Here is a 19,104-nt window from a genome sequence, read left to right as displayed (position 1 = left end):
CGAAGGCCCCGCAATGCTTGCGGGGCTTTTTCATTTTTGGCGACAATGTGAGTTGCCAACGCCGGTCGGTAGCCCGGTCCACCACGGAAACCCACTATGAAGTTCATCGACGAAGCCCGAATCGAAGCCATCGCCGGCAACGGCGGCAATGGCAGCGCCTCGTTCCGGCGCGAAAAGTTTGTGCCCTTCGGTGGCCCGGATGGGGGCGACGGCGGCCGGGGCGGCAGCGTGTTCGCCGTGGCGGACCGCAACATCAATACCCTGATCGACTTCCGCTACGCCAGGAAGCACGTGGCCCGGAACGGCGAAAACGGCCGTGGCTCCGACTGCTACGGCGCCGCCGGCGAGGACGTCACGCTGCGCATGCCGGTCGGCACGCTGATTGCCGATATGGACACGGGCGAACTGATCGCCGACCTGACCGAGCACGGCCAGAAGGTCTGCCTGGCCGAAGGCGGCATGGGCGGCTGGGGCAACCTGCATTTCAAGTCCAGTACCAACCGCGCGCCGCGCCAGCAGGTGGACGGCAAGCCCGGCGAGCGCCGCATGCTCAAGCTGGAGCTGAAGGTGCTGGCCGACGTCGGCCTGCTGGGCATGCCCAACGCGGGCAAGTCGACATTCATCTCGCATATCTCGAACGCGCGCCCGAAGGTGGCGGACTATCCGTTCACCACGCTGCACCCGAACCTGGGCGTGGTGCGCGTCGACCACGAGCAGTCGTTCGTGGTGGCGGACATTCCGGGCCTGATCGAGGGCGCGGCCGAGGGCGCCGGCCTGGGCCACCAGTTCCTGCGCCACCTGCAGCGCACCGGGCTGCTGCTGCATATCGTCGACCTGGCGCCGTTCGATGAAGCGGTGGACCCGGTGGCGGAAGCCAAGGCCATCGTCAACGAGCTCAAGAAGTACGACGAAACGCTCTACGACAAGCCGCGCTGGCTGGTGCTGAACAAGCTCGACGTGGTGCCGGAGGACGAGCGCGCCACGCGCGCCAAGGACTTCATCAAGCGCTACAAGTGGAAGGGCCCGGTCTTCCAGATCTCGGCGCTCACCGGCGAAGGCTGCCGCGAGCTGATCTATGCGATCAAGGACCACCTGGCCGCGATCAAGGCCGAAGAGGCCGCCGCCCTGGCCGAGCCGGACATCCGGCTCGACGAGCGCCGGCACAACGTCGACCAGGAAGGTCACGAGCAGTAAGCCAGCCTTTTCCCCTCGCCCATGCGGGGCGAGGAACCACAATTGGGGACGCAACAGCCCCCGGAGACAGGATTTCTCGCCATGCAATCGGTCATTGCCCAGGCTAAACGTATCGTCGTGAAGGTCGGCTCCAGCCTGGTCACCAACGACGGCAAGGGGTTGGACTACGACGCCATTGCGCGCTGGGCGGCGCAGATCGCCAGGCTGCGCTCGATCGGCAAGGAAGTGGTGCTGGTCAGCTCCGGCGCCATTGCCGAAGGCATGCAGCGCCTGGGCTGGGTGCGCCGTCCGCGTGAAATCCACGAACTGCAGGCCGCCGCCGCCGTCGGCCAGATGGGCCTGGCGCAGGTCTATGAAAGCCAGTTCGGCCGCTATGGCATCCGCACCGCGCAGGTGCTGCTCACCCACGCCGACCTGGCCGACCGCGAACGCTACCTGAATGCGCGTTCCACGCTGCTGACGCTGCTCTCGCTGGGCGTGGTGCCCATCATCAACGAGAACGACACCGTGGTCACCGACGAAATCAAGTTCGGCGACAACGACACGCTGGGCGCGCTGGTGACCAACCTGATCGAAGGCGATGCGCTGGTCATCCTGACCGACCAGCGCGGGCTCTACACCGCCGATCCGCGCAAGGACCCGAATGCCGAGTTCGTCGACGAGGCGCTGGCCGGTACGCCCGAGCTGGAAGCGATGGCCGGGGGCGCCGGCACGTCCATCGGCCGCGGCGGCATGCTGACCAAGATCCTGGCGGCCAAGCGTGCGGCCAAGTCCGGCGCGCACACCACCATTGCTTCTGGCCGCGAGGCCAACGTGCTGGAACGCCTGGCCGCGGGCGAAGCCATCGGCACGCAACTGCTGGCCCCGACCGGACGGCTGACCGCGCGCAAGCAGTGGATGGCGGATCACTTGCAGCTGCGCGGTCGCGTGGTAATCGATGCCGGCGCCGTGGAAAAGCTGACCAGCGGCGGCAAGTCGCTGCTGCCGATCGGCGTGGTCGAAGTGCAGGGCGAGTTCGCGCGTGGCGAGGTGGTTGCCTGTGTCGGCGCGGACGGGCGCGAAGTGGCGCGCGGCATCACCAACTATTCGAGCGCCGAGGCGCGGCTGATCGCACGCAAGCCGTCGTCGGAGATCGAATCGGTGCTGGGCCACCTGAACGAACCCGAGCTGATCCACCGGGACAATCTGGTGCTGGTCTGAGCCTGATCAGTCGGCCCAAAAGAAGAAAGGGCGATGCCTCGGCATCGCCCTTTTGCGTTCAGTCCGGCGCCACTCAGCGCTTGTGCGGTGCGCTGTCTTTCAGGTCGCGGACCATTTTTTCCGGCGTACCGGCCACGGTGCGGCCTTCGCAGAAGAAATCGGTCGCCAGCGTGGCCGCGTACGCGTTGCGCGCGCTGGTCTGCATGCGGACCCAGCTTTCACGGTTATCGCCGCGGTTGAGCTCCCATTCCTTGGCGCCAAAAGGCAGCGTAGCGTAGATCCTGCGCTCGAACGCGTCACAGCGCAGGCCTTCGAAGTTCACATTGCGCGCGCCGCTGGCGCTGCTGATCACCACCGTAAAGCGCACCACCTTGTCCGCGCCGACCGACACCGACTTGCTGTCCACCTCGAACGTGAGGTTACCGGTGCCATTGACCGAGAACGGGATCAGGTTCGCATCCTGCGGCAGCGGCGGCAGGCTGGCCTCTTCCTCCTTGAAGGTCTTCGGCTCGAACGGATTGATCCACTTGGATTCTTCTTCGGGCATTTCCTTGCCGGTGGTCTTGCAGCCCGCCAGCGCCAGGCAGGCGGCGGCGAGCAACAGGCCGGCAGCGGTCAGGCCGCCGCGGCGGCCCGGGCCGGTAATACGATTCATCAGGACTCCGTCGGGTTGGTAGCCGGCGCGGCCGGCAAAACTGCGTCATCTGCGGCTGCACTCGCTTCGGCCGGCACCACGGGCACGCCCATGGCGGCCTGTGGCGGCCGGCGCTGCCCGCCGCCATGACGACCGTGATGAACGCCATACGGACTGAGCGGCACGCGCGAGTTGCGGTTCAGGAAGCGCGACAGCTCGCTCAGCGCAAGCTGGTAGACGTCGCGCTTGAACTCGATCACCGCATCCAGCGGCACCCAGTAATCGCTCCACCGCCAGGCATCGAACTCAGGATGGTCGGTGGCACGCAGGTGGATGTCACAGTCCCTGCCCGCCATGCGCAGCAGGAACCAGATCTGTTTCTGGCCTCTGTAATGGCCGCGGATCTCGCGGCGGATGAACTTGTCCGGCACCTCATAGCGCAACCAGTCGCGCGTGCGACCGACGATCCTGACGTGCTCCGGTAGCAGGCCGATCTCCTCATGCAGCTCGCGATACATGGCCTGTTCCGGCGTTTCGCCATACTTGATGCCACCTTGCGGAAACTGCCAGGAATGCTCGCCGATTCGCTTGCCCCAGAAAACCTCGTTTCGTGCGTTGATGAGGATGATGCCGACGTTCGGGCGAAAGCCTTCACGATCGAGCATGACTGCACCTCGAATCCTTTAGAATTACGTCGATTATAAAGGATGCGCGCGGCCCGGCTCAGGCGGGGTGCTGCTGGTTTTCCCCGAGCGGGAAGGGCAGTTTCAGGCAGTTGCCGGCGCGTTCCAGTCGGTTATGCGCGGCTTGGCTGCCGCCAATTCACCGGGATTCCCGGTTTCCAGAGAAGACATTCGGATGAAAGCCTCGCAATTTTTCATTTCCACCCTGAAAGAAGCCCCCGCCGACGCGGAAATCGTGTCGCACAAGCTGATGATGCGCGCGGGCATGATCAAGAAGCTCGGCGCCGGCATTTACAACTACATGCCGGTGGGCCTGCGCACGATCCGCAAGGTGGAAAACATCGTCCGCGAGGAAATGAACCGCGCCGGCGCCGTGGAACTGTCCATGCCCGTGATCCAGCCGGCCGAGCTGTGGCAGGAAACCGGCCGCTGGGACAAGATGGGCCCCGAACTGCTGCGCCTGAAGGACCGCCACGAGCGCGATTTCGCCGTGCAGCCGACGTCCGAGGAAGTGGTGACGGACATCGCCCGCTCCGAAATCCGCAGCTACAAGCAGCTGCCGGTCAATTTCTACCAGATCCAGACCAAGTTCCGCGACGAGCGCCGTCCGCGCTTCGGCATCATGCGCGGCCGTGAATTCACGATGAAGGACGCGTATTCCTTCGACCGCGACGCGGAAGGCCTGAAGCAGTCGTACCAGAACATGTACGACGCCTATGTGCGCATTTTCCAGCGCTTCGGCCTGGAATTCCGTGCTGTGGCGGCCGACAACGGCGCCATCGGCGGTTCGGGCTCGCATGAGTTCCACGTGATCGCCGACACCGGCGAAGACGCCATCGTCTACTGCCCGACGTCCGACTACGCCGCCAATATGGAGGCCGCCGAGGCGCTGCCGCTGCTGGCCGAACGTGCCGCGCCGGCCCAGGCGCTGGAAAAGACCTTCACCCCCGAAAAGGCCAAGTGCGAGCACGTAGCCGAGTTCCTGGGCATCCCGCTCGAGCGCACCGTCAAGTCGATCGTGCTGGCCAAGGACACCGAAGCCGGCGCCGAGATCTGGCTGCTGCTGATCCGCGGCGATCATGAGCTGAACGAGGTCAAGGCATCCAAGGTGCCGGGCCTGGTCGATTTTCGCTTCGCCACCGAAAACGAGATCGTCGACGCCTTCGGGTCCCCCCCGGGCTACCTGGGCCCGATCGACATGAAGAAGCCGGTCAAGGTCGTGGCCGACCGCACCGTCGCCAACATGAGCGACTTCTGCTGCGGCGCCAACTACCGCGACTACCACTACACCGGCGTCAACTGGGGCCGCGACCTGCCCGAGCCCGTCGTCGCCGACCTGCGCAACGTGGTCGCCGGCGATGCCTCGCCGGACGGCAAGGGCACGCTGGAAATCTGCCGCGGCATCGAAGTCGGCCATGTGTTCATGCTCGGCACGCGTTACTCCGAGTCCATGAGCGCCACCTTCCTGGACGAGAACGGCAAGACCCAGCCGATGCAGATGGGCTGCTACGGCATCGGCGTCACCCGTATCCTGGGCGCCGCGATCGAGCAGAACTTCGACGAGCGCGGCATCATCTGGCCCGCCGCCATCGCCCCGTTCGAGGTGGTGGTCTGCCCGGTCGGCTATGACCGCTCCGAAGCCGTCAAGGCCGAGGCCGACCGCATCCACGCCGAACTGCTGGCCGCCGGTGCCGACGTCATCCTCGACGACCGTGGCGAGCGTCCGGGCGTGATGTTCGCCGACTGGGAGCTGATCGGCGTACCGCACCGCGTGGTGGTGGGCGACCGTGGCCTGAAGGAAGGCAAGGTCGAATACCAGGGCCGCCGCGATGCCCAGGCGACCCAGGTGGCCGTGGCTGACGTCGTCGGCCATGTACGCAGCCAGATCGGCAAGTAAGCCCATGCGCGCGGCCCGTCTGGTTCGCACGGCCGGCAGCCTGCTGCTGGCCCTTGCCGCCGCCACCGCGCAGGCCGGCGCGCAAAAGGAAGAGGACCTGGCCGACTCGGTGCGCGGCGCGCTGGCGGCAGCCATTGCCGACTCGCGCCCGGTACGGCCCGTGTTCGCCACGGGCGGCGAACGCCTGGCCTATCTCAAGTGGCTTGGCGAGATGTCGCACCGGCTCGAAGCGCGCATCCCCGAGCCGCAGATGCGCGTGGAGCTGATCGAAACCGCGTACTACGAAGCCAAGCGCGCCGGGCTGGAGCCTGCGCTGGTGCTGGGCCTGGTGCAGGTGGAGAGCAATTTCCGCAAGTACGCGATCAGCTCGGTCGGCGCGCGCGGGCTGATGCAGGTGATGCCGTTCTGGGTCCGCACGATCGGCGACAGTGACCCGCGCAAGCTGTTCCACCTGCAAAGCAACCTGCGCTACGGCTGCACCATCCTGCGCCACTACCTGGACCGCGAGCAGGGCGACCTGTTCCTGGCGCTGGGGCGCTATAACGGCAGCCGCGGCCGTCCGGAATACCCGAACGCGGTGTTGGCCGCGTGGAAGCGCTGGCAGTATTCAGAGGCCACGGTCACCGTCGCGGGCGATCCGGAAATCGCCCCGGCCCGACCGCGCAAGCTGCTGCCCGAGGCACCGGCGCGCAACCCGTTCTCGCCGCAGCGCCTGGCCAACCCGTCATGACCACCGACACGCGCCCGGCCGTGGGTACGCCGGGCTACGCCACCTCGTCGCCGGAACTGGAACGCTGGCTGGCGCGGCATATCGCCGAAGGGTTTGGCGCCGAGTCGCTGGTACTGTCCATGCTGCGCTCCGGCTATAACGCCACCTTTGCCCGCGCCGCGGTGGCCACGGCCATGGGGCACCGGCGTGCTGGGCCGGCCACGCCGGCTGCAACGCGCGCAGCGGTTGCCAGCCCTCCCCAGCGCCAGCGCCAAGGCGAGGGCGAGGTCCCCATACTGTTCTCGCTGCAGGCACCCGCCATCCGCCTGTATCAACAGCTGCTCAGCGATGCCGAGTGCGATGCGCTGGTCGATCTTGCGCGTGGACGGCTGGCGCGTTCGCCGGTCATCAATCCCGATACCGGCGACGAGAACCTGATCGACGCGCGCACCAGCATGGGCGCCATGTTCCAGGTCGGCGAGCATCCGCTGCTCGAGCGCATCGAGAGCCGCATCGCCCGGGTGACGGGCGTGCCCGCCGATCACGGCGAGGGCCTGCAAATCCTCAACTACAAGCCCGGCGGCGAATACCAGCCGCATTTCGATTTCTTCAATCCGAACCGCCCGGGCGAGGCGCGCCAGCTTCGCGTGGGCGGGCAGCGCATCGCTACGCTGGTGATCTACCTGAACACGCCGCAGGCGGGCGGCGCCACGGCGTTTCCGCGCATCGGCCTGGAAGTGGCGCCGGTCAAGGGCAACGCTGTGTACTTCAGCTACCTGCTGCCCGAAGGCAAGCTGGACGAGCGCACCCTGCACGCCGGCCTGCCGGTGGAAACGGGCGAGAAGTGGATTGCCACCAAATGGCTGCGCGAGCGCCCATACCGCCACTGAGCAGAGACTGTCCCGCAAGACCACGGCATTCCGTCACGGCAGAATTCCGGCAAACTGTACCGGTACTGTACTGTTCGCTGTGACTAGACTGGCAGCATTCCCCTGTTTCTTCTGGTGTGTCTGCCATGGCTTTTCCCGACCTTGTCGCCGGTTCCGGTGTCTTCCTTGCGTTCTCGGCGTTCGCGCTGGTGTCCTCCATCACGCCCGGCCCCAACAACACCATGGTGCTGGCCTCGGGGGTGAACTTCGGCTTTGCGCGGACCATTCCGCACCTGCTCGGCATCAGCGGCGGGTTTGCGCTGATGGTCGCGCTGGTCGGGCTGGGTCTTGGTTCGATGTTTTCCCACTGGCCGTGGACCTGGCAGGTGCTGCGCGTGGTGGCCGGGGCCTACCTGGTCTGGCTGGCTTGGAAGCTCGCCACCTCGGGCGGCGTGCAGGACCGCCAGGTCGCGCGCCCGATGGGTTTTCTGAAGGCGGCGGCGTTCCAGTGGGTCAACCCCAAGGCGTGGGTGATGGCGGTGGGCGCATGCAGCACCTATGTGCTGCACGGCAATGTGTGGCTGAACGTGCTGATGCTGGCCGGCATCTTCGCCGTCATCAACCTGCCGAGCGTGGCGATGTGGGCCGTATTCGGCTCGGCCCTGCGCCGCTGGCTGGCGCAGCCGCGGGTGCTGCGCGTGTTCAATGTCGGGATGGCGTTGCTGCTGCTGGCGTCGTTGTGGCCGATCCTGGGGGCGCACCACGCCGGCTGACGGCGCTTACATCAGCGCCCGGATCGTTCCCAGGTTCCGCCAGTATCCCTTGGCATCCATCCCGCAACCAAACACATACCGGTCCGGCACCTGGAACCCGCAGAAATCCGGGTGCATCGGCTTGAGCTTGGTCAGCGTCTTTTCGCACAGCACGGCGGCGTGGAATTCCTTCGCGCCCATGTCCATGATGCGCTGGCGGATCGCCGCCATGGTTTCGCCTTCATCCAGGATGTCGTCCAGCACCAGCACCACGCGGTCCTTGACCGACTCGCGCGGGGCCACGCGCCATTGCATCTCGCCGCCGACGGTCTTGTTGTTGTAGCGGGACAGGTGGATGTAGTCGAATTCCAGCGGGAACTGCAGCTTGGGCAGCAGCATGCCGGTGAAGACCACCGCGCCACCCATCACGGACAGCACCAGCGGGAAGGCATCGCCCATCTTCTCGGTGATGTCCTTCGCCATGCGGTCCAGCGAAGCCTGGACTTCTTCAGCGCTGACGATTTCCTCGGAGTTGGACCACAGTTCGCGGGCCTGTTCAGCGGTCATCATGGTGTCTTTCCTGTTCTTGTCTCTTTGCGGGGGAAGAAGGGGGTGAGGCGGGGCCGGTTCAGCGGTTGAACAGGCCCTTCATGCCGCCCTTCATCGCGCCCATCTGGCGCATCATCTTCATCATGCCGCCGCCCTTGAGCTTCTTCATCATGCCTTGCATCTGGTCGAACTGGTTCAGCAGGCGGTTCACCTCCTGCACCGGCACGCCCGCGCCCGCGGCAATGCGGCGCTTGCGGCTGGCCTTGATCAGCTCGGGCTTGGCGCGCTCGGCCGCCGTCATGCTGTTGATGATGCCTTCCATGCGGCGCACCTGCTTTTCCGCCTGATCCATATTGGCGCCCTGCGCCTGCTGCGCGAACTGCGCCGGCAGCTTGTCCACCAGGCTGCCCAGGCCGCCCATTTTCTTCATCTGGCCGATCTGGGCCTTGAAGTCTTCCAGGTCGAAGCCGCCGGTCTTCTTGATCTTCTTGGCCAGCTTCTCGGCGGCGTCCATGTCCACGCCGCGCTGGGCTTCCTCGACCAGCGCGAGGATGTCGCCCATGCCCAGGATACGCTGGGCCATGCGCTCGGGATAGAACGGCTCCAGGCCGTCGAGCTTTTCGCCGACGCCGACAAACTTGATCGGCCGGCCGGTGATGTGGCGCACCGACAGCGCGGCACCGCCGCGCGCATCGCCGTCCAGCTTGGTCAGCACCACGCCGGTCAGCGGCAGGGTGTCATTGAAGGCCTTGGCCGTGTTGACCGCGTCCTGGCCGAGCATGGCATCGACCACGAACAGGGTCTCGGCCGGCTTCAGTTCGGCGTGCAGCGCGGCGATTTCCTGCATCATCGCCTCGTCGATACCCAGGCGGCCCGCGGTATCGACGATCAGCACGTCGTGGTAGTGCTTGCGCGCCCAGTCCACCGCCGCGCGGGCGATGTCCACCGGCTTCTGGTCGGGCTGGGACGGGAAGAACTCGGCGCCAACCTGTTCGGACACCGTCTTCAGCTGGGCGATAGCGGCGGGGCGGTATACGTCGCACGAAACCGTCAGCACCTTCTTCTTTTTGTTCTCTTTGAGCCACTTGGCCAGCTTGCCGACGGTGGTGGTCTTGCCGGCGCCCTGCAGGCCGGCCATCAGGATGATCGCGGGCGGCTGCACGGCCAGGTTCAGCTCGGCGCTCTTGGCGCCGGTCACGGCTTCCTCGCCGCCGATCACCGCGGTGAGCTCGCGCTGCACCACGCCGACCAGCGCCTGGCCCGGGGTCAGGCTGGCGACGACATCCTCGCCCAATGCCTTTTCCTTGACGCGGGCGATGAACTCGCGCACGACCGGCAAGGCCACGTCAGCCTCGAGCATGGCCAGGCGCACTTCGCGCAGCATTTCGGCGGTATTGGCCTCGGTCAGACGGGCCTCGCCGCGCATGGTCTTGACGACCCGCGCCAGGCGTTGAGTGAGATTGTCCAGCATGGCAGGAATGGGGGAAGAAAGGGCTGTGTTGCGGCCTCTGTTACCGGATCAGCCGCCCGCCACCGGCAGGGGGCACTAAGGTAAACTGCGCAAATGGTCATTGTACTGTATGCCCTGACGGCACTTCTCTATTGCGGCCTGGCTTTCCACGGCTGGGCCACGCGCAATCCGCGGCTTGCCGCGACCGGCAGCCAGGCCGGCGGCGCGGCCTCGGCCGTGCTGACCGCCAACGGCGGGCCAGCGGGCAGCGCATCGGGCCGCGCCGACGCCCAGCCCGGCTGGTGGCACCTGCTGATGGCGGGCGTGCTGGCCAGCCACGGCATGCTGCTGCACGAAACCATTTTCCCGGCCGACCACATGATGTTCGGCTTCGCCTTCGCGCTGTCGGCCATGCTGTGGCTGGGCGTGGGCATCTACTGGATCGAGAGCTTCTTCTTCTCTCTGGCCGGACTGGGGCTGATCGTGATCCCGGTGGCGCTCGTCGCCAGCCTGATGCCGCTGGCGTTCCCGGGCTCGCAGATACTGGGCTACGCCGCGCGGCCGCTGTTCAAGCTGCATTTCATCATTGCCAACGTGGCCTATGGCCTGTTCACGCTGGCAGCCTTCCACGCCTTCCTGATGCTGCTGGCCGAGCGCCGCCTGCACGGCTTCAAGCACGCGCCGTCGCGCCCCGGCAACATCAAGTCCAAGGGTCCGGCCGAGCAGTGGCTGGGCCGCTGGCTGGACCTGCTGCCGCCGCTGCTGACGCTGGAAAAGCTGCTGTTCCGCCTGATCGGCGCGGGCTTCGTGCTGCTGACGCTGACCATCGGCTCCGGCCTGCTGTTCTCCGAGGAGCTGTTCGGCCGCGCCTTCCGGCTCGACCACAAGACCGTGTTCGCCTTCATTTCGTGGGCCATGTTCGGCGGCATCCTCGCCGGGCGGCATTTTCGCGGCTGGCGTGGCCGCGTGGCGCTGCGCTGGGTCATTGCGTCGTTCGGCATCCTGCTGCTGGCCTACGTCGGCAGCCGCTTCGTGATCGAAGTGATCCTGCACCGCCTCTGAGACCGCCATGGCAAGAATCCTCATCCTGCTGGCCGTGGTGCTGGGGGTCTTCTGGTGGCTGCGGTCCCGCGCCGAAGCCCGCCATGACCAAGCCGCCCGCACATCGCGCACATCCCGCCCGGCCAACGCACCGGACAAAGGCAGCGCCGAGGCCATGGTCCAGTGCGCCCACTGCGGCGTGCACCTGCCGCGCAGCGAAGCCATTGCCTGGCGCGGCCTGCACTATTGCCGGCGCAGCCACCTGCCGGACGACAGCGGCGACCGCGCATGATCACGGCGCGGCCGACGAACACCGCCCGGCTCGCCGCGTGGCCCGGCTTTGCGCAACTGTGGCGCCAGCCCGAGCCGCCTGACTTCCACTGGCGCCTGCTGCGCTATTTCTGCTGGACCCGCGTGGCCGTGGGCCTGCTGCTGCTCGCTTTCACCATCATGCAGCGAAGCACCGAGCCGCATGGCGTGTCGCTGGTGCTGCCGTTCCAGATGGTGTTGCCCGCCCACAAGACGGCGGCCATGCAGCTGGCCTTGCCCTACCTCGGCATCGCGCTGGCCATGCTGGCCGGCACGCTGTGGCGGCGACGCTTCCACCTGCGCGTGCGGCTGCAGGTGCTGGCCGACCTGGCCATGCTCGGCCTGATCTACGAGGCGCTCGGCCGCAACGGCCATGCCGACGGGCTCGCGATGATCTTCCTGCTGCCGGCGCTCGAAGCCGGCGCGCTCACCAGCCTGCTGTTCGCGCTGTTTGCCGCCTCGGTCTCGGCGCTGGTGGTCATGGCGCACCCGTTCATGCAGACCATCCTGCAGCGTCAGGCGGATGGTGGCCTGCTCGGCTCCGGCCTGTACGGGCTGGTGTTCATGATCGCGGCGCTGCTGATGTACATGCTGGCGTACCGCCAGGTGGCGCAGGAAAAGCTGGCGCTCGCGCGCGAGCAGGAGCTGCGGCTGCAGCAGCTCGTCAACCGGCTGATGGTCAACGACATGCAGGACGGCGTGATGCTGGTGCGTGCAAACGGCATGGTGGTGGCGGCCAACCCCGCCGCCGTGGTGCTGCTGGGCGTGCAACCGCACGAACGCGTCTATTCGCGCGGTACCCGCGAGGGCGTGGGCGTGGAGGGCGGCCAGGCCGCGCTGTTCGACCTGCGCCGCATCCCGCGCCTGCAGCCGCTCATGGAAATGCTGCGCGACTGGGTGCGCAGCAAGGATGATGTGCCGCGCATCCTGCAACTGCTGCCCATCGTCTCGCGCTCGGCGCCGCCGGGCGGCGGCAATCTGCACACGCGGCTGCGCCTGCGCTTCGTGCTGCCGGGCCTGGCCGGGCTGCGCAATACCATTGCCAGCACCTCGACCCTGCCGTCCAGCCTGGACACCGCCGCCTGGAACGAGTTGACGCCCGAGGTCGCGGCGCGCCTGCGCCTGGCCATCGCCCAGCAGGAAGCCATGGCCTGGTCGCCCGACGACGAGGCGCTGCTGCGCAGCGAGATGCGCGACACCGTGCTGGTCCATATCGAAAGCTGGGAACGCATTGCCGAGCAGGTCCAGCAGGAAAAGCTCGCCGCCATGGGCCGGCTGGTGGCCAGCATCGCGCACCAGATACGCAACCCGCTGGCGGCCATCAGCCAGGCCAGTGAACTGCTTGGCGACGGCGCGCGCGCAGGCGATGGCGGTGGCGTGGAATCGGATGTCGATGCGCGCCTGCTGCGCATCATCCATGACAACGTGCGTCGGCTGGACCAGGTCGTGTCCGACGTGCTGCAGCTTTCGCGCCGCCCGCGCACCGGCCGCAGCACCGCGCAGCTTGCGCAGGCGCTGCCCGAGATCGTCGAGCGCTGGCGCCTGGCAATGCGCTCGCGCCGGCCGCGCGCCGGCGACACGCACCAGCCGGGCCGCGGCGAGATCAACCCGAATGCCGTCCGCGTCACGGTCGACGTGGCGCAGCCGGTCGTCTTCGACACCTCGCAGCTCCAGCAGGTGCTCGGCAACCTCCTCGACAACGCATGGCGCTACTGCAGCCGCCTGCCGGGCGCCATCCGCCTGCGCGCGCATGCGCTGGACCAGCACCATGCCGAGCTGATCGTCTGGAACGACGGCACCGAGATTCCGCGCGAACACCAGCGCAGCCTGTTCGAGCCGTTCTTCACCAGCCATGCGCAGGGCACCGGGCTGGGCCTGTTCATGGCGCGCGAGCTGTGCGGCGCCAATGACGCGCAGGTCCGCTACGGCACCATCGCGCTTGATGACCTGCTCGCGCGCACCGGCCTGCTGGCTGCCCCGCGCGATACACTGCCCGCCAAGGCCTTCGTGCTGACACTGCGCATCGACACCGGCGATGCGGCCCTGGCAGACACGCAGATCCACTGAACTTCCGCACCTGACACGCCGCTCCATGCCACCCAGAACGCCCGGCCCTGATCCCATCCTCGTCATCGATGACGAGGCAGACCTGCGCGAGCTGCTCGATATTTCCATCCGCCGCATGGGGCATGACGTGGTGCTGGCCGGCTCGCTGGCCGAAGCGCGCGAGAAGCTGGCGCAATGCCGCTACAGCCTGGTGCTGACCGACATGCGCCTGGGCGATGGCCTGGGCATCGAGATCGTGCGGCAGCTTTCAGCCGCGCCGGAACGCGTGCCCGTGGCCGTCATCACCGCCTACGGCAGCGCCGACAACGCCGTCGAAGCGCTCAAGGCCGGCGCATTCGACTACATCGCCAAGCCGGTGTCGCTGGACCAGCTGCGCAGCCTGGTGATGAACGCGCTGGGGCGGCAGCCGCCGCGTGAAGACCAGGACGCTGCCGCCAGTGCCGAAGCCAGCCTGGCCGCCGACCGCGCCGCCGCGCTGCTGCCCGGCCACTCGCCGGCCATGCAGGAGGTGCGCCGCTCGCTCTCGCGGCTGGCGCGCAGCATGGCGCCGGTGGTGATCAGCGGCGAATCGGGCAGCGGCAAGGAGCGCGCCGCGCGCGCCATCCATGCCACCAGCGCGCGCGCCGCGCATCCGTTCGTGGCGGTGAACTGCGGCGCCATCCCCGAAAACCTGATGGAGTCCGAGTTCTTCGGCCATGTCAAAGGCGCGTTCACCGGCGCGGACGGCGAGCGCGGCGGCTTCTTCCAGTCCGCCAACGGCGGCACGCTGCTGCTCGACGAGGTGGCCGACCTGCCGCTGGCCATGCAGGTCAAGCTGCTGCGCGCGCTGCAGGAGCGCCGCGTGCGCAAGATCGGCGCCAGCCGCGAAGACGCCGTCGATGTGCGCGTGATGTGCGCGAGCCACAAGGACCTCGCCGCCATGGTCTCGGCCGGCCAGTTCCGCCAGGACTTGTACTACCGGCTCAATGTGCTCGAACTGCGCATGCCGACGCTGCGCGAGCGTGCAGAGGATATCCCCGTGCTTGCACGCGCCATCCTCGAACACCTGGCCGTGCGCTACGGCGACCCGCGCCCGCGCCGTCTGTCGCAGGCCGCGCTGGAGCGGCTGGTGGCCTATCCGTTCCCGGGCAATGTGCGCGAGCTCGAAAACCTGCTCGAACGCGCCTACGCGTTTGCCGAGGCCGAAGACATCCAGGTGGCCGACCTCGGCCCGCTCGACGCCAATATGGAACGCGCGGCGCTGCGTGCGTCGCCGTCGCCGCTGACTCCGTACACGCCGTGGGCCGGCGGCTGGGTGCCGACAGGGATCATGCCCGCCGAGCCCGCCCCGGTCCCCATGCCCGCGCAGACCGCACCGGTCGTGTCGCAACAGACCGCGGCCGCGCCGGAGCCGCAAGCCGTAGCCGTGGCTGCGGAACTGCCCGATGCCGCCGAGCGTGCCTGCCGTGGCGTGGCGTTTCCGATCGACCTGCAGGCCCGGCTCGAGAATGTCGAGCGCGAGATCATCCTGCAGGCGCTGGCGCAGACCAGCTTCAACCGCACGGCGGCCGCGCCGCTGCTGGGCCTGAACCTGCGCCAGCTGCGCTACCGCATCCAGCAACTTGGCATCCGCGACGGGCGTGATGAACGCGACGAACGCGACGATCGCGACGAAGGCGAGGGCGCGGCATGACGGCCCCGGCTTCCGGCCCTGTCCCGGCCAGCTTCCTGCCGGACGCCGAAGGCTGGGTGCCGGCCGCGCGCCGCGTGCCATCGCCCAATTTCGACGAGCGGCCCGCGGGCATGCCAGTCGACCTGGTGGTGCTGCACAACATCAGCCTGCCGCCCGGCCAGTTCGGCAGCGGCGACATAGAAGCCTTCTTCCAGAACCGGCTCGACCCCGACCGCCACCCGTTCTTCGCCACCATCCACCAGGTGCAGGTATCCGCCCACTTCCTGGTCCGGCGCGATGGGGAACTCGTGCAATTCGTGCCGTGCGGCAAGCGGGCCTGGCACGCGGGACAGTCCGACTTCTTCGGCCGGGGCCGCTGCAACGACTTCTCGGTCGGCATCGAGATCGAAGGCTCTGACGACCTGCCATTCACCGCCGCGCAGTACGCCACCACCGCCACGCTGGTAAAGGCCCTGCGCGCCGCTTTGCCGGTGCAGGCGATTGCCGGCCACAGTGACATCGCTCCGGGCCGCAAGACCGACCCCGGACCGCACTTCGACTGGGACCGTTTCGCGCGTCTCGCCGACGTTCCACAAAACCTGTTACCCTTCCGCCCCCCGCACAGTTAAGGTGCTCCGCGGGCCGCCAAGGGGCTGCCACGGCACCATGTCGGCACGATGTCACATGCCAGGTCCCCACGCTGGTGTGGGGCTATCGGGCACGTCGCACGGATAAAAAAAATTTCCAAAAAATGTGCGTTTGCGAACGACTTGGCGCGATCCCTTGTCGTAGCGCGGTTCCCGGGAATGTGGCGCTGCCGCACATGTCATCAGCGTGTCGCAAGCACGCTTGTCAAGACTGGTCATTCGGATTTGTTTCACTATACTTAGCCCAGTTTTCCGCAGTGACCACTATATCTAGTAGTTCAACCGGGGAGCTGGCCTAGCAGTGAGGGGCGCTGTCGCAGACGTGGCGATAGTGGTTGAAACCCTGATGTGGGGCCGGCGCATCACAAGAGTCCCTGGCGAAATGTTTCGCAAAAGGCAGTCAGTCCCGCCGCCGCCTACGCACGGCAGGACGCTTTCGCAGCCCATTTCGCCAGGGACTCTTTTGTCTCTTAAAACAGGCTAAAAAAGACAGGAGTTCTTATGCAGACGGCCCAGAACGAAATCACCACGGGCGCAGCGGGCGCCGCCGGTATTGCAGGTACCGAGCAACAGGCCCCCGCCGCCCAAGCCGGCACGACGAACTACCAGGATTACAAGATCATCCGCCGTAACGGCGCCGTGGTGGCGTTCGAGCCGTCCAAGATCAACGTCGCCATGACCAAGGCCTTCCTCGCCGTGAACGGCGGGCAGGGCGCCGCTTCCGCGCGCGTGCGCGAGATCGTCGAGCAACTGACGCAGAACGTGGTGCGCGCGCTGGTGCGCAGCCGCCCGAGCGGTGGTGCCATCCATATCGAAGACGTGCAGGACCACGTCGAACTGGCCCTGATGCGCTCGGGCGAGCACGAAGTGGCCCGTTCCTACGTGCTGTACCGCGAAAAGCGCGCCCAGGAGCGCGCCAGCGCCAGCGCGCAGGTCGTGGCCCGCGCGCAGGAAGCCAGCATCCAGGTCAACGTGAGCGACGCCGGCGTGAGCAAGCCGCTGGACGTGGCGGCCCTGCATGCCCTGCTCGACAACGCCTGCGCCGGCCTGGGCAAGGCCGTCAGCGCCGAGCCGATCCTGAAGGAAACGCTGAAGAACCTGTACGAAGGCGTGCCGATGACGCAGGTGTACGACTCCGCCATCCTGGCCGCGCGTACCCTGATCGAAAAGGACCCGGACTACAGCCAGGTCACCGCCCGTATCCTGCTGCACACCATCCGCAAGGAAATCCTGGGTGCCGAAGTGACGCAGGCCGAAATGACCACGCGTTACGCCGAGTACTTCCCCAAGTTCATCGCCCGCGGTATCGCCGCCGAGCTGCTGGACGAAAAGCTGGCCACCTTCGACCTGGCCCGCCTGGGCGCCGCGCTGGACGCCGGCCGCGACTTCCAGTTCAACTACCTCGGCCTGCAGACGCTGTATGACCGCTACTTCCTGCACATCGACGAGACCCGCATCGAGATGCCGCAGGCATTCTTCATGCGCGTCGCCATGGGCCTGGCCCTCAACGAAGCCGACCGCGAAGCGCGCGCCATCGAGTTCTACCAGCTGCTGTCGTCGTTCGACTTCATGTCGTCCACGCCGACCCTGTTCAACTCGGGCACCCAGCGCTCGCAGCTGTCGTCGTGCTACCTGACCACCGTCTCGGACGACCTGGAAGGCATCTACGAAGCGCTCAAGGAAAACGCGCTGCTGTCCAAGTTCGCCGGCGGCCTGGGCAATGACTGGACCAACGTGCGCGCACTGGGCTCGCACATCAAGGGCACCAACGGCAAGTCGCAGGGCGTGGTGCCGTTCCTGAAGGTGGTGAACGACACCGCCGTGGCAGTGAACCAGGGTGGCAAGCGCAAGGGCGCCGTCTGCGCCTACCTGGAAACGTGGCACCTGGACATCGAAGAATTCCTGGAGCTGCGCAAGAACACCGGCGACGACCGCCGCCGCACCCACGACATGAACACGGCCAACTGGATTCCGGACCTGTTCATGAAGCGCGTGATGGAAAACGGCGAGTGGACGCTGTTCTCGCCGTCCACCTGCCCGGACCTGCACGACAAGGTCGGAAAGGCGTTCGAGCAGGCCTACCTGGGCTACGAAGCCAAGGCCGCCAACGGCGAACTGAAGCTGTTCAAGAAGGTTCCGGCCATGCAGCTCTGGCGCAAGATGCTGGGCATGCTGTTCGAAACCGGCCACCCGTGGATCACCTTCAAGGATCCTTGCAATATCCGCAGCCCGCAGCAGCACGTCGGCGTCGTCCACAGCTCCAACCTGTGCACGGAAATCACGCTGAATACGAACGACAGCGAAATCGCCGTGTGCAACCTGGGTTCCGTGAACCTGGTGGCCCACCTGGCCAAGCAGGCCGACGGTTCGTACGCGCTCGACCACGCCAAGCTGCAGAAGACCATCCGCACCGCCATGCGGATGCTGGATAACGTCATCGACATCAACTACTACGCTGTCGAGAAGGCCCGCAACTCCAACCTGCGCCACCGTCCGGTCGGCATGGGCATCATGGGCTTCCAGGACTGCCTGCACGTGCTGCGCACGCCGTACTCCAGCGACGCCGCGGTGAAGTTCGCCGACACCTCGATGGAAGCCGTGTGCTACTACGCCTACCAGGCCTCCACCGAACTGGCCGAAGAGCGTGGCCGCTACGAGACCTACACCGGCTCGCTGTGGGACCGCGGCATCCTGCCGCAGGACTCGCTCAAGCTGCTGGCCGAAGAGCGCGGCGGCTACCTGGAAGTCGACATGTCCAGCAGCATGGACTGGACCGGCCTGCGCGCCCGCATCAAGCAGCACGGCATGCGCAACTCGAACTGCATCGCGATCGCGCCGACCGCGACGATCTCGAACATCATCGGCGTGTCCGCGTGCATCGAGCCGACGTTCCAGAACCTGTACGTCAAGTCCAACCTGTCGGGCGAGTTCACCGTGGTCAATGACTACCTGGTGCGCGACCTGAAGGAACGCGGCCTGTGGGACGAAGTGATGGTCGCCGACCTGAAGTACTTCGACGGCTCGCTGTCGCGCATCGACCGCATTCCGCAAGACCTGCGCGACATCTACGCCACCGCGTTCGAAGTCGAGCCGAGCTGGCTGGTGGAAGCCGCCAGCCGCCGCCAGAAGTGGATCGACCAGGCCCAGTCCCTGAACATCTACATGGCCGGCGCCTCGGGCAAGAAGCTGGACGACACCTACAAGCAAGCCTGGCTGCGCGGCCTGAAGACCACGTACTACCTGCGCACCATGGCTGCCACGCACGTGGAGAAGTCCACCGTGTCGCGCGGTTCGCTGAACGCGGTGTCGTCGGGCAGCGACAGCGGCTCCGGCCTGGACGCCGCCGCCGCATCGGCCCCGGCCATGCCGGAAGCCGAAGGCGCGGTCTGCACGATGCGCCCGGGTGACCCTGGGTTTGAAGAGTGCGAAGCCTGCCAGTAAGTCTTACCTGA

The 19,104-nt window shown here is 66.8% G+C and carries 16 protein-coding genes; 12 read left to right on the top strand and 4 right to left on the bottom strand.

Translation table 11 applies throughout. The features are described from left to right. Positions 1-96 precede the first annotated feature (96 nt). Positions 97-1,194, top strand: coding sequence for a GTPase ObgE (gene obgE, locus KHO22_RS04170; protein WP_211945833.1), 1,098 nt, complete (start codon positions 97-99; stop codon positions 1,192-1,194). An 81-nt stretch (positions 1,195-1,275) separates the two neighbouring features. Next, on the top strand, positions 1,276-2,394 hold the full coding sequence (gene proB, locus KHO22_RS04165; protein WP_211945832.1) for a glutamate 5-kinase: 1,119 nt from the start codon (positions 1,276-1,278) through the stop codon (positions 2,392-2,394). Positions 2,395-2,467: 73 nt separating this feature from the next. On the opposite strand, the gene KHO22_RS04160 is transcribed toward proB, so the two are convergent. Beyond that, entirely contained in the window at positions 2,468-3,049 is a 582-nt protein-coding gene (locus tag KHO22_RS04160) for a CNP1-like family protein (protein WP_211945831.1), read from the bottom strand. Beyond that, positions 3,049-3,693 (bottom strand): RNA pyrophosphohydrolase, encoded by a 645-nt coding sequence (locus KHO22_RS04155; RefSeq protein WP_211945830.1) that lies wholly within the window; start codon positions 3,691-3,693, stop codon positions 3,049-3,051. Before KHO22_RS04155 ends, KHO22_RS04160 begins: the two co-directional genes overlap by 1 nt. Positions 3,694-3,886: 193 nt before the next feature. Here KHO22_RS04155 and KHO22_RS04150 point away from each other — a divergent pair, with 193 nt between their 5' ends. The 4 genes from KHO22_RS04150 (at position 3,887) to KHO22_RS04135 (ending at position 7,959) form a co-directional block, all read left to right on the top strand. Next, positions 3,887-5,608 (top strand): proline--tRNA ligase, encoded by a 1,722-nt coding sequence (locus KHO22_RS04150; protein WP_211945829.1) that lies wholly within the window; start codon positions 3,887-3,889, stop codon positions 5,606-5,608. 4 nt (positions 5,609-5,612) lie between these two features. Further along, a complete protein-coding gene (locus tag KHO22_RS04145) occupies positions 5,613-6,338 on the top strand; it encodes a lytic transglycosylase domain-containing protein (protein ID WP_211945828.1) in 726 nt (241 codons plus the stop codon). After that, complete coding sequence (locus KHO22_RS04140; RefSeq protein WP_211945827.1) at positions 6,335-7,207, top strand: 2OG-Fe(II) oxygenase; 873 nt, start codon at positions 6,335-6,337, stop codon at positions 7,205-7,207. The genes KHO22_RS04145 and KHO22_RS04140 overlap by 4 nt, the downstream gene beginning before the upstream one ends. A 125-nt stretch (positions 7,208-7,332) precedes the next feature. Then, a complete protein-coding gene (locus tag KHO22_RS04135; RefSeq protein ID WP_211945826.1) occupies positions 7,333-7,959 on the top strand; it encodes a LysE family translocator in 627 nt (208 codons plus the stop codon). A gap of 6 nt (positions 7,960-7,965) precedes the next feature. Here KHO22_RS04135 and KHO22_RS04130 read toward each other — a convergent pair whose 3' ends face one another. Together KHO22_RS04130 and ffh are read right to left on the bottom strand one after the other, a co-directional pair. Further along, positions 7,966-8,508 (bottom strand): hypoxanthine-guanine phosphoribosyltransferase, encoded by a 543-nt coding sequence (locus KHO22_RS04130; RefSeq protein WP_211945825.1) that lies wholly within the window; start codon positions 8,506-8,508, stop codon positions 7,966-7,968. A gap of 58 nt (positions 8,509-8,566) precedes the next feature. Beyond that, positions 8,567-9,958 (bottom strand): signal recognition particle protein, encoded by a 1,392-nt coding sequence (ffh, locus tag KHO22_RS04125; protein ID WP_211945824.1) that lies wholly within the window; start codon positions 9,956-9,958, stop codon positions 8,567-8,569. Positions 9,959-10,051: 93 nt separating this feature from the next. On the opposite strand from ffh, the gene KHO22_RS04120 reads away from it, so the two are divergent. From KHO22_RS04120 to KHO22_RS04095, 6 genes are all read left to right on the top strand, one after another. After that, positions 10,052-10,999 (top strand): cytochrome C assembly family protein, encoded by a 948-nt coding sequence (locus tag KHO22_RS04120; RefSeq protein ID WP_211945823.1) that lies wholly within the window; start codon positions 10,052-10,054, stop codon positions 10,997-10,999. Positions 11,000-11,006: 7 nt separating this feature from the next. Further along, positions 11,007-11,270, top strand: a complete 264-nt coding sequence (locus KHO22_RS04115) for a PP0621 family protein (RefSeq protein ID WP_211945822.1) — start codon at positions 11,007-11,009, stop codon at positions 11,268-11,270. Continuing rightward, positions 11,267-13,354 carry a sensor histidine kinase gene (locus KHO22_RS04110; RefSeq protein ID WP_211945821.1) on the top strand — a complete coding sequence of 696 codons (2,088 nt, stop codon included), beginning with the start codon at positions 11,267-11,269 and terminating at the stop codon, positions 13,352-13,354. The genes KHO22_RS04115 and KHO22_RS04110 overlap by 4 nt, the downstream gene beginning before the upstream one ends. 25 nt (positions 13,355-13,379) lie before the next feature. After that, a complete protein-coding gene (locus KHO22_RS04105; protein WP_211945820.1) occupies positions 13,380-15,026 on the top strand; it encodes a sigma-54-dependent transcriptional regulator in 1,647 nt (548 codons plus the stop codon). Then, entirely contained in the window at positions 15,023-15,634 is a 612-nt protein-coding gene (gene ampD / locus KHO22_RS04100) for a 1,6-anhydro-N-acetylmuramyl-L-alanine amidase AmpD (protein WP_211945819.1), read from the top strand. The genes KHO22_RS04105 and ampD overlap by 4 nt, the downstream gene beginning before the upstream one ends. Before the next feature lie 519 nt (positions 15,635-16,153). Next, on the top strand, positions 16,154-19,093 hold the full coding sequence (locus KHO22_RS04095) for a ribonucleoside-diphosphate reductase subunit alpha (protein ID WP_211945818.1): 2,940 nt from the start codon (positions 16,154-16,156) through the stop codon (positions 19,091-19,093). Positions 19,094-19,104: the final 11 nt, after the last annotated feature.

The sequence above is a fragment of the Cupriavidus yeoncheonensis genome (assembly GCF_905397275.1).
GTDB classification, from domain to species: domain Bacteria; phylum Pseudomonadota; class Gammaproteobacteria; order Burkholderiales; family Burkholderiaceae; genus Cupriavidus; species Cupriavidus yeoncheonensis.
The sequence above is the reverse complement of the archived record's forward strand: the minus strand, read 5'-3'. Positions and strand labels throughout refer to the sequence as shown.